This window comes from Lactobacillus sp. ESL0259 (assembly GCF_003693045.1).
Classification (GTDB): domain Bacteria; phylum Bacillota; class Bacilli; order Lactobacillales; family Lactobacillaceae; genus Lactobacillus; species Lactobacillus melliventris.
This window is the reverse complement of the sequence record NZ_REHP01000005.1, coordinates 291,620-305,151: the sequence shown is the minus strand read 5'-3', so window position 1 is coordinate 305,151 and position 13,532 is coordinate 291,620. Positions and strand designations below refer to the sequence as shown.

Here is a 13,532-nt window from a genome sequence, read left to right as displayed (position 1 = left end):
AACTATTTTATCCCCATATTACTAAATACAAGATACTTCCCAGTAAGCCAACAATCCAGAAAATAATGTCTACTTTCCATTCAGAGTAGCCCAGCATTTCAAAATGATGATGTATTGGTGTCATTTTGAAAATCCGTTTACCAGTTGTTTGAAAAGAGATAACCTGCAAAATCACGCTCGCTGTTTCACATACAAATACAATTCCCACTAACAAAAGTGACCAGGGTCTATTTAAAAAGATACTGACAGCGGCCAGTCCTCCTCCCAAAGCCAGAGATCCTGCATCACCCATAAAAATTTTAGCAGGCTTATGATTAAAAATAAAAAATGAAATTAAGCCACCTATGACACTCATGCAAAAAATTAAAACGGCAAAGTTTTTTTGCTTAAGTGCAATATAAGAGTAAGTGGCATAAGCAATAATTGCCAGCCCAGTTGCTAGACCATCTAAACCATCTGACAGATTAACTGCGTTGGAATAACCTACCAACCAGAAAATTACAAAAATTGTGAATAAAACAACACTATTAACTACACCAAAAAACGGTATGAAAAGTTTAAACTGAAAATGATCCGTTGCCGCGATAATAATAATTAGAATAGCAACCAAAATTTGTAAAGAAAATTTTTGCCATGCACGAAGACCCAAGTTACGTTTGTAAAACAATTTTATACTATCATCTAAGAAGCCTATAATACCGTAGCCTAGCAAACTGATTAATAAAATCCACATCATTTTTGTGACTTCGTGTTGCCATACACAAACCCAGATTGTAGAAACTGTGGCTGCTAAAACAAAAACCACACCACCCATTGTAGGTGTACCAGACTTCTTTTCATGCCATTTAGGACCTTCATCACGAATTTCCTGTCCTTCATGGTGTGACCTCATGAAAATAATCATCCAGGGTAAAATAATCCCAGTTAACGCCAACGAACTTACTAATGCAATAATGCTTATGATCAGCATAAAATGCTACTCCTTTAATTGTATTTTTATTTTTGTCCCGGATTTGACAGTTTCACCAACAGTTACACTTTGCTTAGATACTGCACCTGTACCCTTAATGCTTAATTTAGCTCCAGTCAAATCTGCAAACTGCTGCAGCTCATCATTTGTCCAGCCTTTCATATTAGGACACTTTATAATGCCAGCAGTCCGCACCAGCATTAATTTACCAGACTGCTTTTTTTGACCTACCTGATAAGACTGCTTGGTTATTTTATCACCTGAACCAATCCTGACAAGTCTGAAACCAACCTGTTGAGCAATTGCTTCAGCTTCCTTATAATTTTGCCCTGCTAAATCAGGTATTTTAATCATGGTTGAACTGCTTAAGCCATTTTTAGACATAAGAATTGTTCTATTCATTACAGGTTTAAAAATTGAAGAAAGAATTACTTCAGCCGGTTTACTCATTCTTTGAGGCTGCTTGACAGTGATATAAATGCAATAACGTGGATGTTTAGCGGGTGTAACGCCAACTACGGAAAAGATGTAATTATTGTTACCCTTAAGATAGCCACCACCTTTAAGATTAGCAATTTGAGCTGTTCCCGTTTTAACAGCAATACTTTGATTTTTCATCTGGTATGCAGCTCCCGTACCAATTCTTTTATTTAAAACTTGTCGCATGTTTCCAAGAACTATGTTTGCTGTTTCTTTACTATAAACTGGTCTGCCAACATTTTTTATTTGATAACCCGTTATTGTGTGATCATCTGCATCCGTAATTTTTTCAACAAATTGGGGTTTTACCATTTGACCATTATTCGCCAAGCTGCTAAAAGCTTGCATCATTTGCATGACGTTCACATCAACGCCCTGTCCAAAACTAGTGACAGCTTGATCAATAGGTGAATTAAACGCGATCAATCCTGGTTGTTCACCTGGGAGCGTTACGCCAGTTTTCTGACCAATGTGAAACTTTCTTAAATACTTTTTCCAAGTCTTAGCACCCATCTGCTGCTCAATATGAACAAATCCGGTATTGCTTGACCGTGGAAATGCTTGTGAAAAAGGGATGCTTCCCCAGCCACGCGGCTTCCAATCGTGAATTACTGAGCCATTCACAGAAACTGATCCTGAATTATAATATTGATTTGGATGATAGTTCCCACTATTGACGGCAGAGGACAATGTCAGGACTTTAAAAACTGATCCGGGTTCATATGTATCTTGCACCAAAATATTGCGATAAGAATTTTTAAGTCCCTTTTTGGTCTGCGGGTTGAAGCTTGGTCTTTGTGAAGCAGCTAACACTTTTCCCGTCTTCATATCTTCCACAACGGCTGTCATAGAAACGGGATTAAAGGTATCCTGAACATAAGATAACCTACTTTCAAGGCATTCCTGCAACTGCGAGTCAATAGTTAGATATATATTATTACCATCTACAGGGGCTTTATAAGTATGGGTACTATTTGGCGTCTGGAAATTTGAGGCATCAACAGCTGAAACCTGATAGCCGTTTTTTCCGGTAAGAACGTCGTCATACCAAGCTTCCAGTCCCATTGTACCCTCTAAATTTTGTTGTCTTGTTTTTTTATCATAAACTGGTGTAGCCATACCAATTATGTGTGATGCAAAATTACCATTAGGGTACAACCGTGACTGAGTTTCAAAAAATTTAATTCCCGGCAAATTCATTTTTTCAATCCGGTCTTTTTGTTTTTTGGTCAAATTAGAACCGGCCGTACCAAATTGTACCTGAAAAACCGGCTGCGAAGGATTAAGATACTTTAAAATTTTATTTGCTTTAAGAGGTAAAACTTGTGCTAACTTTTCAGCAGTTTTACTTTTGTTAACAACATATTCCGGCTTATTTTTGTAATTAATGGAAGATTTATCTAGAATGGCATAAATTGTGTATAAATGAGAATCCTGCGCTACAGCTAAACCATTCCGGTCATAAATATTTCCCCGATTGGCTTTCAACACTTGATTACGCATATACAATTGCTCGATCTTAGCGGTTAAATCTTGTCCATTAACGGTTTTTGAGATTCCAAGATATAAAAATCTGCCTATAAATACAAGAAAAACCAAAGCAACAGCTACCTCGAGAAATCTCCCGACTGTAAAACGGTATCCGTGGGCTTTGGAATTTAAGTTATTTCTTTTACTAATGTGCTTATTCATTAGCGTATAGTCCTAATATTTTTTTCATTCAAAGCCAACCCCTTGCTGCGAGCAATTTTATTCATTCTTGAGCTTGAGGTCAACTCACCTAATTCTTGATGCAAATCTCCAACTTGACTTTGCTCTTTTGCAACCGAGCGCTGCAAACTAGTAAGTTCATGTTGAGCTGAAGTAGCAGAAATACTAGAAGAAACGAGCATTGTCATTAAGCCAATTGTGATCATTGTTCCCAATATAAGCAAGGACTTTTCGAAGCCGGTCCAAGCAACGTTGTGATGATTGAGAACTTGACGTTGTCTCTTCTCTGGATCTCTTTGCTCATTAGGATTAAACTCTATTTTTCTTGCTAAATTATCAGCCATTGTTTTTCCTCTTTACAATTTTTCTGCAACCCGCAACTTGGCACTGTGTGAGCGATTGTTATTTTTAAGCTCTTCAGTTGAAGCAACAATGGGCTTACGATTTACTAATCGAAGCGTTGGCTTCAAGTCATCGGGAATAGCAGGCATTCCCCTAGGTACCTCAACATCGGAGTATTTTTTAAAAATATTTTTTACAATTTTGTCTTCATCAGACTGAAAAGTAATCACATTAATGCGACCGCCCGGTTTGAGTAGTTTGATCGCTTCCTCAAGTGATGTACTTAAAGCATCAAGCTCGTGGTTTACAGCAACACGCAAAGCCTGAAAAGTCTTTTTTGCTGGATGCCCTCCAGTCCTTCTTGCAAACGCAGGAATTGCTTCCTTAATAACATCAACCAGTTCAAAGGTTGTCGCAATTGGCTTTTTTTGTCTTTTAAGGACAATTTTATGAGCGATCTGGCGAGAATACTTTTCTCCGCCAAATTTATACAAAATATTAGCCAGTTCCTTTTGACTTGAGTCATTAACTAATTGGTAAGCATCGAGACTTTGATCCTGATCCATTCTCATATCCAATCTGGCATCGAAGCGGTAAGAAAAACCTCTTTTTGCCTGATCAAATTGGGGAGAGGAAACGCCCAAGTCATAATAGATACCGTCAATGCCATTTTGATAACCCAGCTTAACTAAGTTAATTTTTAAATGACTAAAGTTGTCGTGTACTAATTGTAATTTAGGGTCTGCTTCAGATTTAAGTAAATCGGCAAAGTTTAACTTGGCCGAATTTATTGCATATTCATCTTGATCAAAACCAATCACGGTACCACTAACAAGTTTGCTCAGTAAGTATTTTGCATGACCGCCGCCGCCAAAAGTTGCGTCCACATAAAGACCACCATTTTTGGGGTTTAAATTTTCGATTGTTTGATGTAAGAGTACACTGGTGTGTTTGAATTCCATGTTTATAGTTCCAAATCATCTAAATTTTCTGCGATATCATCATAGTTCTCGTTGGCTTCATCACTAAATTTTTCCCAACGTTCCTTTGACCAAATCTCAATTCGATCAGAAACTCCTATAATGACACATTCTTTAACAAGGCAAGCGTGCTTCTTCAACGTTGTGGTCAGATTCACACGCCCTTGCTTATCAAATTCGCATTCCATTGCACCAGAATAAAATAAACGCGTAAAACTGCGTGCATTCCTCTTAGTCAAAGGAAGGTGGGCTAGTTTGGCTTCAATTTCTTGCCATGCCTCAGTGGTATAGCCAAAAATGCAGCCTTCCATTCCACGAGTAAATATCATTTTTTCTCCAATTTGACTACGCAAACGGGCAGGTATTATTAAACGCCCTTTACTGTCGAGATTGTGATGATATTCACCCATGAACATGACATTGCCCCCTTCCACTAAATAATTTACCACAATTCACCACTTCCTACCACATTTTAGTCAAAAAAAGTTAAATATTTATTTTTTAATGACACAAAAAGCAAAAGTCGCAAACCAGTTCAGGTTTGCGACTAATATTTTTTCTAATTTTTTATTTTAAGTTTGACTATATCATTAAAAATAATAATCCTAAATACCAAAAAATAGTATTAACAGTTAAATAGTCCCATATTTTGCGGAAAGTTTTACTTATGGACAAATTCTTATTTTTAATTGCTTCAGTTATAGCAATTATTATAATTAAAATGAAGAAGACAAAAAAACCATAAGGCAAAAACTCAGGCCTTTTCTGCTTCAGGGTAATCAAGTGACATGCGTATATAAAAAAGAATGGTAATAAATCGTATCCGCGAAAGTGAGCCTTGGGAAACATCTTATTAATAAGAAAAGCTAAAGCAAGACCAACAATAGGTATCAAAAAAATTAAAAACATTGGCTATATCCTCTATTATCTATTCTCTATTTTATCTTACTCTCTGATTGAAAAAAACTTTTAAGTAGCATAAAATATTGTTCAAACAGGGAGGTCTATCAATGACGAGAAGACATAAGAAAAAGAGATCTAAATTTCAAAAGCTAACAATTGCCATGGCCTGGCTAATGGCAATAATAACTTTAGCTGCTGTAGTAATGCAAGTTGTTGGTGCATTATCTAGCTTTGGCTTTTTCGAATAAAAAAGCGTGAGATCATTGTCTCACGTTTTTTATTGTTGATAATTATTTAAATTTACCATAAAGGGATAGTTATCAGCTAAATTCCACCATAATTTATAAGTAACGGAAGCGAAAATAAATGCCCAGCATAAGGTTGGCAAAATACTTTTTAACAATTTCATTGAACTAATACTCGTCAGACCTGTCGTATTCATAATAAGCCAAGTATAGCACTCAATCAGAATAGAAGCGATTAAAATCGCTAAAATTCGTGCCCAAAAAACTTCTGGTAAAAATCTGGCAGTTTTTTGCAACAGCCAGCAAATTATAGGTAAACTAATGGCATAAACACCGATAATACCAAAAAAATAAATATCACTTACTACACCAGTACCAAAAGCTAACCAAATCTCTTTATGATTAGTGTCATCAAAAAGTGCTATTAACATCATGCTAACGGGTACCAATAAGTTTGTAGCATTACCTATTAAAAAAAACCGGTGAAAGAATAAAGACAAACTGCCGCTGATAGCTAAAACTATATATAAAGCTATAACAAGACTAAATTTTCGCAGAGACTTCATTAGTCGTTCACTTTCCTTTTAATAACTGAAACTACAGAAGGATCATTTAATTCACCTGCTGGATTAATTTTAATTAAATCAGATAAGCCAAATGTATCATGGGTTGTAGTAGAAACTGTTCCTACCAATAATCCTTTGGGTGAATTACCACCTAATCCGCTAGTGTAAATTTTTGCACCACGCTTTAGTTTTTTACTGTCGACCGCCTGAGTAAATGCTAGTGTCTTGTTACCGATTACCGTAATAATTCCATGAACTTTTTTTCCGTTTACGGCTTGTGCTTCAACTGCGAAACGATTGGCTGATTTATCACTAGTTGTTATTAATTCAACTTTTGCAGTAGCGGCATTGACTTCTATTATGCGACCAATAATACCACCGCCGGACATTACCGCCATATTTTTACGCAAGCCAGATGTAGATCCTTTATTAATAACCAACAGGTCTGTCCAACTGTCCGGTGAACGAGAAATGACAGATGCTTGAATAATATTATAGTCAGTAAGCGTATTTTTTACTTTTAATGCTGATTTAAGTTGTTTGTTTTCAGCTTCCAAGCTAGCATTACGAGCTTTTGTTTGTTCTAAGTCAGTAACTTTGCTCTTGAGGTAGTTATTTTCATCTTGAGTATTCAACAAATCGTGAACATTATTTAAACTGCCAGAAACAAAACTTAATGGAAAATCAATTATTCTTGATCCCACTGCGACCACATCATTGCCAAAACTCTGAATAATCAGGGGGGTATCACGTCTATTACGTAAGCTGACACTGCCTCCTATAACAGTAAAAGCCAAAATAACTGCTATACATGCCGATAATAATTTTTTGTTTTGTAGAAATTTCTTCATTTGGAAACAGTCCCTAAAGAAAAGCCGGCGAAAACAGCCGACTTTTAGTATTATCTGCGATTTTTGCGCATTACTTCAATATTTTTCAGAGACTCACCTGTACCAACTGCAACACAATCTAGTGGATCTTGGGCTATAAATACTGGCACTTTAGTAGCTTCGGAAATAATCTCAGGTAAGTTTTTTAGTAAAGCTCCACCGCCTGTTAATACAATTCCGTGATCAATGACGTCTGCTGCTATTTCAGGAGAGGTCTGTTCAAGCGTTTCCTTAATTGCAACGATAATGTCCTGAACAACATCTTGAATAGCATGAGCTACATCGACTGCTTTTACATCAACTGATTTTGGTAAACCAGTAACTAAATCACGGCCACGAATATTGACTGCTTCAATATCTTTAGCCTTTTCAACTGAAGCAGAACCAATCTGAATTTTAATATCTTCAGCAGTTCTCTCACCAATCAGCAAATTAAAATTAGAGTGAACATAATTCACAATTGCCGTATTGAACTTATCACCGGCTTGGCGGATTGAGGTAGAAGAAACTATTCCCCCTAAAGAAATAGTGGCAACATCGGTAGTTCCCCCACCAATATCTACAACCATTGAGCCAGTGGGATCCATTACTGGCAATCCTGCCCCAATAGCAGCTGCAAATGGTTCTTCTATTACAAAAGCTTCACGTGCTCCAGCTACACGAGCAGCATCAATCACTGCCCGCTTTTCAACCTCAGTAACACCAGAAGGTACACAAATCATAGCTGAAGGTTTGGAATTGCCAACAGTCTTTTCGATAAAATACTTAAGCATTGAGGCAGTTGTATCATAATCAGCAATTACGCCATCTTTCATTGGCCTAATAGCCACTATACTTTCTGGTGTTCTGCCGATCATTTCTCTTGCTTCTGACCCTACCGCAATTACCTTGCCGGTATGGGTGTTTTTTGCCACCACAGAAGGCTCTCTTAAAACAATCCCTTTACCTTCCATATAAACAAGAGTATTGGCAGTTCCTAAGTCAATGCCAATATTTTTTGCTCCTAATCCAAACACGTAAATCTCTCCTTATTATTGCAGTCTCTAAATCTTGAATAATTATAGCATAAAGTGCAACTTAAAAAAGAAAATGGAACGTAACTTTAAGATGATTTTAAAATAATTGCCGTTCACAGAAACTAAAGTAATTTCCTTTGCCCACAATAAAATGATCAAGAAATTCAATCCGAAATAGTTTTGCTGCCTCATGAAGCATCTCAGTGAGTTCAATATCACTTTTTGAAGGTAACAAATTACCGCTGGGATGATTATGCACTACAAAGAAGCCGGCACAGGCATAAATAACTGCCCAACGAAAAACCTCTCGTGGATGCGCAATTGACTTATCCAAAGTACCTTGAAACAACTTCTTTTCAGCAATTATATGATTACTGTTATCTATGTAGATTGCCCATAGTTCTTCTTGTTTATGTCCTGCAAATTTATCTAATAAATAAGTACCAACTTCATCGCTTGAAGTCATAATAAGTTCCCGGTCTGATACCGCGGAGCGCAATCTTTCAAGTAATCCCTCACCTAAAATTGCTAAACTGTCACAGCATTGGTCACCAGAAACATATTTAAGCAGATCATTGGCATTTCTTATCTTTAATTCTTCCAACTTAACAAGAAGTTCATCAAAATTTTCAATTCCATGTTCTTTCAGTTCATCAAAAAAACTGTTCAGCATTTCCCAGTCAGTTTTAATTAAATAGTGATGAGACCTTATTAATTCCATAAAATCATTCCTTTCACTATTTATATACGCCAAAACTAACTAACTTTTTGTAAAAATTCAAAGAAATCTTGACAAACAAAAGCCGCATTCTGATGATCTTCGGCGGTAGCTGGAATTAAATCCGGCACCATTACACATTTTAAGCCGGCATTAACAGCAGCTAGCAAGCCAGGAGAAGAATCTTCGAATGCTAAAATATTATTTTTGGCAACATGTAATTTTTGGGCTGCCAAAAGATAAATATCTGGTGCAGGCTTAGGCTTGACATTATTATTTTTTACATCGTCATAATTTAAGTGAAATTGAAAATAGTTACGCGTTCCTGTGGCCCATAAATTATGCTCCACCACATTTTCAGAATTACTGGTTACCACAGCCATAGGCAATCCGGCAGCCTGAAACCGATCAAGAGCTTTTTGCACTCCCGGCCTTAACTTTAATTTACCTTGTTCAGTCCACTGCCATACTAGTTCATCAGTACGTTTAATAAATTGGTCACGTTGTTCTTTATTCTTAAAGTATTGCTGGTAAAAATCGTCCATATCAGTTGTTGTCGAGCCAACTAATTTGAGATAAATATCATCGGGCGTACCAAGATTTGCCTCCTTAGCTGCCTGAATATTGGCTTCCCAGTATAAATTTTCGGAATTAACCAGCAAGCCATCCATATCAAACAAAATGCCTTTGATATCATCCTTAATGCCTTGAACACGCATCTTTTATCTCCATTTGTAAAATATCCCCAACTAAGTAAAATGATCCTGATACTAGCAGTATATCATTTGTTTGACTCTTCTGCTTTAATTCTTGATAAGAAGTTCGCCAGTCAACGTGATAATGATATTTTTTTTGAATCCAAACCGGATAGTCTTCTTTTTTAGCTGCACGCGGATAATCAATTGTAGTTAAGTGAACTTCATCTGCCGGTTTAAACAGTTTAAAAACTTGCTCAATATCCTTATCTTTCATCATCATCATCAATACTCTAATTTTTCCTTGCTTTTTTTTCTGCTTAAAATGAGCAAAATTTAGCAGGTTTTGCATTGCCTGAATATTGTGCGCTCCATCAAGGATAATTAAAGGATTATTTTGCAAGATTTGATAACGTCCAGGTACAGTTGTTTGGTTTATTGCATCTTCTATCTCTGAAGCAGAAAGTGATAGATTTAATAAGCTAAAGGCTTGAATTGCAATACCAATATCATAGCCTTCAACTAGTGGCCTGGGTAAAAAAGAAATGTTTTGAAATTGGTCTTGATACTCCAAGTTTTCTTGAAGTAAAACATTAAAGTCAGAACCAAGTTTTTTAACCAGAGCATTTTCTTTTTGAGCCTTTTGCTGAATAATAGGTAGCACTTCCTTTGGAATATTACCTAAAACAACTGGCCGATTTTTCTTTATTATGCCACTTTTTTCACGGGCAATATCTGCTAGCGTTGGTCCGATAACTTGCTCATGATCTAGTCCAACTGTAGTAATCACACTAACTTGCGGTGTAATGACATTAGTTTTGTCATGTTCACCACCTATGCCAACTTCTATCACAGCATAGTCACATTTTTCTTGTGCAAAATAAAGAAATGCCAATACTACTTCATATTCAAACGTCACTAATGAAAAAGCAGGATTGTTTTTACGAATTTTTGTCAAAACCGACTCTATTTTATTAGCTATTCCAATCAAACTTTGGTTACTGATATTTTGACCATTCAGCTGAATTCGCTCGTTAAATTCAAAAACGTAGGGCGAAACAAAAAGGCCAGTCTTTTGACCAGCCTTTTGCAACAAATTACTTAAATAGTAAGAAGTTGAGCCTTTACCATTCGTGCCCGTAACATGGATTGTTTTTATCTGATCTTGCGGATTACCTAACATAGCCAAAATTGTCTTAATATATGTTAAATCTGCTTTTTCATGTAATTTAGGAAGTGAGTATAAATAATTAATCACATCTTGAGCTTTGGTAAAAGTCACGCTATTCACTCTTCTTTAATTCTTTAATTCTTTCCTGAACGCTTTGAAGTTGACTTTCATAATCAGCTTTTTTCGCCTTTTCTTTATTTACCACAGCTTCCGGAGCATGTGCGACAAAGCCTTGATTATTTAGTTTCTTAGTTGAGCGTTCAACTTCAGCTTGCAAATCTTTTTCTTCTTTGGTCATGCGCTTGATTTCATCTGCAATATTGACTAAATCAGCTAACGGCACAAAGATCTGAGCTCCTGAAATCACCGCAGTTTTAGCAAGTTTTGGTGCAGCAATTTGAGTTGAAATGGTTAATTCCTTTGGATGCAAGAAGTTCTTAACGTAATCTTCATTGTCAGTTAAAATTCTTTCATTCTTTGCGTCTTCTAACTGAATCATGATGTCTATTGAAGAAGATAACGGAGCATTTACTTCCATGCGAATGTTACGTACCGCCTTAATAATTTCAATTAAGAAAGCCATGTCATGACAAGCTGGTTCATTTTCAAATTCAGCATGTACTTCAGGATACTTAGCCACCATAATTGACTCACCATCGTGTGGCATTGAGAGCCAAAGCTTTTCAGTTACAAATGGCATAATTGGATGTAATAAACGCAAGATTTGGTCAAGAATCCAAATTAAATTATCTTGTTTTCTTGCTTTTAATTCTTCATCACTACCATTCAAAGCCACTTTGGCCATTTCGATGTACCAGTCACAGAAGTCGTTCCAAATGAAGTTGTATAATTCACGACCAGCTTCACCAAATTGATAATCATCAAATAATCGTATAACTTCACTAACAGTATGATTTAGGCGATCAAAAATCCAACCATCTGCTAAATCAAATTTAGCTGTATCTGGCATATGAGCAGGTTGTGCATCTTCTGGTAAATTCATAATTACGAATCTAGCAGCATTCCAAATCTTATTGATAAAGTTCCAAGCAGATGCCAATTGTTTAGGATTATAACGAGTATCTTGACCTGGAGCTGTACCGTTAAGCAAGAACCAGCGTAAAGCATCGGCACCATACTGGTCAATAACATCCATTGGGTCAACACCGTTACCCAATGATTTACTCATCTTGCGCCCTTGCTCATCCCTGATTAATCCATGAAAGACAGCATCTTTAAATGGACGTTGATGAGTGAAGTGTAAGCCTTGGAATATCATTCTGGCTACCCAAAACGGTAAAATGTCATAGCCAGTAACCAACGCATTAGTTGGGAAATAACGTTTATAATCGGCTGAATCTTCATCTGGCCAGCCCATCGTTGAAAATGGCCATAATGCACTTGAGAACCAGGTATCTAATACATCTGGATCTTGGTTCCAGTTTTCAATGTCCTTTGGCGCTTCTTCACCAACGTACATTTCACCAGTCTTCTTGTTATACCAAGCTGGAATTTGGTGACCCCACCATAACTGACGAGAAATAACCCAATCGTGGATGTTTTCCATCCATTGTTTAAAAGTACGCTCAAATCTTTCAGGAACAAAAGTAATCTTATTGTCAGTTTCCTGATTTTTTAATGCAGCTTCAGCTAATGGTTTCATCTTAACAAACCATTGAGTGGAAAGACGAGGTTCAACTTGAACGCCAGAACGCTCTGAGTGTCCAACAGAGTGCACAATCGGCTTAACTTTAATCAGATAGCCCTGTTCCTTCAGGTCCTTAACTAATGCTTCACGGCACTCAAAACGATCCATCCCTTCATACTTACCGGCATTTTCGTTCATAGTGCCATCGTCGTTCATGACGTTAATCCGTTTTAAGTTATGACGATTGCCGACTAAAAAGTCGTTAGGGTCATGAGCAGGTGTAATCTTTACTAAACCTGTACCAAATTCAGGATCAACGTGTTGATCTTCAATAATTGGAATATGGCGTCCCACTAGCGGTAAAACTAATTCTTTGCCGACAAGATCTTTATATCGTTCATCCCCTGGTGCCACGGCAACAGCAGTATCACCGAACATGGTTTCAGGACGTGTAGTTGCAATTTCAACAAAGCCAGAACCATCCGCAAACGGATATTTAATATGATAAAAAGCGCCTTTATCGTCTTGGTGAATAACTTCGATATCGCTTAAAGCTGTTTGCAACTCAGGATCCCAATTGATAATGTATTCCCCGCGATAAATTAATCCTTCATTGTAAAGTTGGACAAAGACGCGGCGAACAGCTTTAGACAAACCCTTATCTAATGTAAATCTTTCACGTGAATAATCTAGTGACAGGCCCAATTTTGCCCACTGGCTCTTGATAATAGCAGCGTACTCATCTTTCCAGTCCCAAACTTGTTTAACAAAAGCTTCACGTCCCATTTCATGACGGTCTTTACCCTGTTTGCGTAATTTAGCCTCAACTTTTGCCTGAGTTGCAATTCCGGCATGATCCATTCCCGGAAGATACAAGGTATCATAACCCTGCATTCTTTTAAATCTAATTAATGTATCCTGAATTGCTGTATCCCAAGCATGACCTAAATGAAGCTTACCAGTAACATTTGGTGGCGGAATAACAATTGCATACGGATGTGCCTTTTTATCTCCAGATGGCTTAAATAAATCTTGATCAAGCCACTTTTGATATCTACCCTGTTCAACCTCGCGTGGGTCATATTTTGGTGCTAAATCTGTCATAGTTCTCCTCCCAATAAAAAAGTCCTAGACAACATGTCTAGGACGATGTGATTAACCGCGGTACCACCTAAAGTTAAGCAGAATAAATTCTGCC

At 37.0% G+C, this 13,532-nt stretch carries 14 protein-coding genes; 1 reads left to right on the top strand and 13 read right to left on the bottom strand.

Annotation, left to right across the window (positions count from 1 at the left end; genetic code table 11):
- Positions 1-7 precede the first annotated feature (7 nt).
- From mraY to F5ESL0259_RS03690, 6 genes are all read right to left on the bottom strand, one after another.
- Positions 8-970 (bottom strand): phospho-N-acetylmuramoyl-pentapeptide-transferase, encoded by a 963-nt coding sequence (gene mraY, locus F5ESL0259_RS03715; protein WP_122037513.1) that lies wholly within the window; start codon positions 968-970, stop codon positions 8-10.
- A gap of 6 nt (positions 971-976) precedes the next feature.
- Positions 977-3,130: a penicillin-binding transpeptidase domain-containing protein gene (locus F5ESL0259_RS03710; RefSeq protein WP_370448799.1), complete on the bottom strand. Its 2,154-nt coding sequence runs from the start codon at positions 3,128-3,130 to the stop codon at positions 977-979.
- Positions 3,131-3,141: 11 nt separating this feature from the next.
- Positions 3,142-3,504 (bottom strand): cell division protein FtsL, encoded by a 363-nt coding sequence (gene ftsL / locus F5ESL0259_RS03705; RefSeq protein WP_046324739.1) that lies wholly within the window; start codon positions 3,502-3,504, stop codon positions 3,142-3,144.
- A gap of 12 nt (positions 3,505-3,516) precedes the next feature.
- On the bottom strand, positions 3,517-4,464 hold the full coding sequence (rsmH, locus tag F5ESL0259_RS03700; protein WP_122037511.1) for a 16S rRNA (cytosine(1402)-N(4))-methyltransferase RsmH: 948 nt from the start codon (positions 4,462-4,464) through the stop codon (positions 3,517-3,519).
- A 2-nt stretch (positions 4,465-4,466) separates the two neighbouring features.
- Positions 4,467-4,898: a division/cell wall cluster transcriptional repressor MraZ gene (mraZ, locus tag F5ESL0259_RS03695; protein WP_110446015.1), complete on the bottom strand. Its 432-nt coding sequence runs from the start codon at positions 4,896-4,898 to the stop codon at positions 4,467-4,469.
- Positions 4,899-5,064: 166 nt separating this feature from the next.
- Positions 5,065-5,391 carry a DUF3397 family protein gene (locus F5ESL0259_RS03690; protein WP_122037510.1) on the bottom strand — a complete coding sequence of 109 codons (327 nt, stop codon included), beginning with the start codon at positions 5,389-5,391 and terminating at the stop codon, positions 5,065-5,067.
- A 101-nt stretch (positions 5,392-5,492) separates the two neighbouring features.
- On the opposite strand from F5ESL0259_RS03690, the gene F5ESL0259_RS03685 reads away from it, so the two are divergent.
- Positions 5,493-5,633, top strand: a complete 141-nt coding sequence (locus F5ESL0259_RS03685; protein WP_084619544.1) for a DUF4044 domain-containing protein — start codon at positions 5,493-5,495, stop codon at positions 5,631-5,633.
- A 29-nt stretch (positions 5,634-5,662) separates the two neighbouring features.
- Here the strand turns inward: F5ESL0259_RS03685 and mreD are convergent, their stop codons facing one another.
- The 7 genes from mreD to F5ESL0259_RS03650 all read right to left on the bottom strand — a co-directional run bounded on the left by mreD (position 5,663) and on the right by F5ESL0259_RS03650 (position 13,438).
- The gene (gene mreD / locus F5ESL0259_RS03680) at positions 5,663-6,196 is read right to left on the bottom strand and encodes a rod shape-determining protein MreD (RefSeq protein WP_122037509.1); all 534 of its coding nucleotides are present in this window, start codon (positions 6,194-6,196) and stop codon (positions 5,663-5,665) included.
- The gene (gene mreC / locus F5ESL0259_RS03675; protein ID WP_122037508.1) at positions 6,196-7,047 is read right to left on the bottom strand and encodes a rod shape-determining protein MreC; all 852 of its coding nucleotides are present in this window, start codon (positions 7,045-7,047) and stop codon (positions 6,196-6,198) included. Before mreC ends, mreD begins: the two co-directional genes overlap by 1 nt.
- Before the next feature lie 50 nt (positions 7,048-7,097).
- On the bottom strand, positions 7,098-8,102 hold the full coding sequence (locus tag F5ESL0259_RS03670) for a rod shape-determining protein (RefSeq protein WP_046324733.1): 1,005 nt from the start codon (positions 8,100-8,102) through the stop codon (positions 7,098-7,100).
- A gap of 97 nt (positions 8,103-8,199) precedes the next feature.
- Positions 8,200-8,823: a JAB domain-containing protein gene (locus tag F5ESL0259_RS03665; protein WP_046324732.1), complete on the bottom strand. Its 624-nt coding sequence runs from the start codon at positions 8,821-8,823 to the stop codon at positions 8,200-8,202.
- A gap of 35 nt (positions 8,824-8,858) precedes the next feature.
- Positions 8,859-9,539 (bottom strand): HAD family phosphatase, encoded by a 681-nt coding sequence (locus tag F5ESL0259_RS03660; RefSeq protein ID WP_122037507.1) that lies wholly within the window; start codon positions 9,537-9,539, stop codon positions 8,859-8,861.
- Entirely contained in the window at positions 9,520-10,797 is a 1,278-nt protein-coding gene (locus tag F5ESL0259_RS03655) for a folylpolyglutamate synthase/dihydrofolate synthase family protein (protein ID WP_122037506.1), read from the bottom strand. The genes F5ESL0259_RS03660 and F5ESL0259_RS03655 overlap by 20 nt, the downstream gene beginning before the upstream one ends.
- Before the next feature lies 1 nt (position 10,798).
- Complete coding sequence (locus tag F5ESL0259_RS03650; protein ID WP_122037505.1) at positions 10,799-13,438, bottom strand: valine--tRNA ligase; 2,640 nt, start codon at positions 13,436-13,438, stop codon at positions 10,799-10,801.
- Positions 13,439-13,532: the final 94 nt, after the last annotated feature.

Coding starts and splice junctions, on each gene's coding strand:
- mraY (WP_122037513.1), bottom strand. CDS start 970: ATGCTGATCATAAGCATTATTGCATTAGTAAGTTCGTTGGCGTTAACT.
- ftsL (WP_046324739.1), bottom strand. CDS start 3,504: ATGGCTGATAATTTAGCAAGAAAAATAGAGTTTAATCCTAATGAGCAA.
- rsmH (WP_122037511.1), bottom strand. CDS start 4,464: ATGGAATTCAAACACACCAGTGTACTCTTACATCAAACAATCGAAAAT.
- mraZ (WP_110446015.1), bottom strand. CDS start 4,898: ATGTTCATGGGTGAATATCATCACAATCTCGACAGTAAAGGGCGTTTA.
- F5ESL0259_RS03690 (WP_122037510.1), bottom strand. CDS start 5,391: ATGTTTTTAATTTTTTTGATACCTATTGTTGGTCTTGCTTTAGCTTTT.
- F5ESL0259_RS03685 (WP_084619544.1), top strand. CDS start 5,493: ATGACGAGAAGACATAAGAAAAAGAGATCTAAATTTCAAAAGCTAACA.
- mreD (WP_122037509.1), bottom strand. CDS start 6,196: ATGAAGTCTCTGCGAAAATTTAGTCTTGTTATAGCTTTATATATAGTT.
- mreC (WP_122037508.1), bottom strand. CDS start 7,047: ATGAAGAAATTTCTACAAAACAAAAAATTATTATCGGCATGTATAGCA.
- F5ESL0259_RS03665 (WP_046324732.1), bottom strand. CDS start 8,823: ATGGAATTAATAAGGTCTCATCACTATTTAATTAAAACTGACTGGGAA.
- F5ESL0259_RS03660 (WP_122037507.1), bottom strand. CDS start 9,539: ATGCGTGTTCAAGGCATTAAGGATGATATCAAAGGCATTTTGTTTGAT.
- F5ESL0259_RS03650 (WP_122037505.1), bottom strand. CDS start 13,438: ATGACAGATTTAGCACCAAAATATGACCCACGCGAGGTTGAACAGGGT.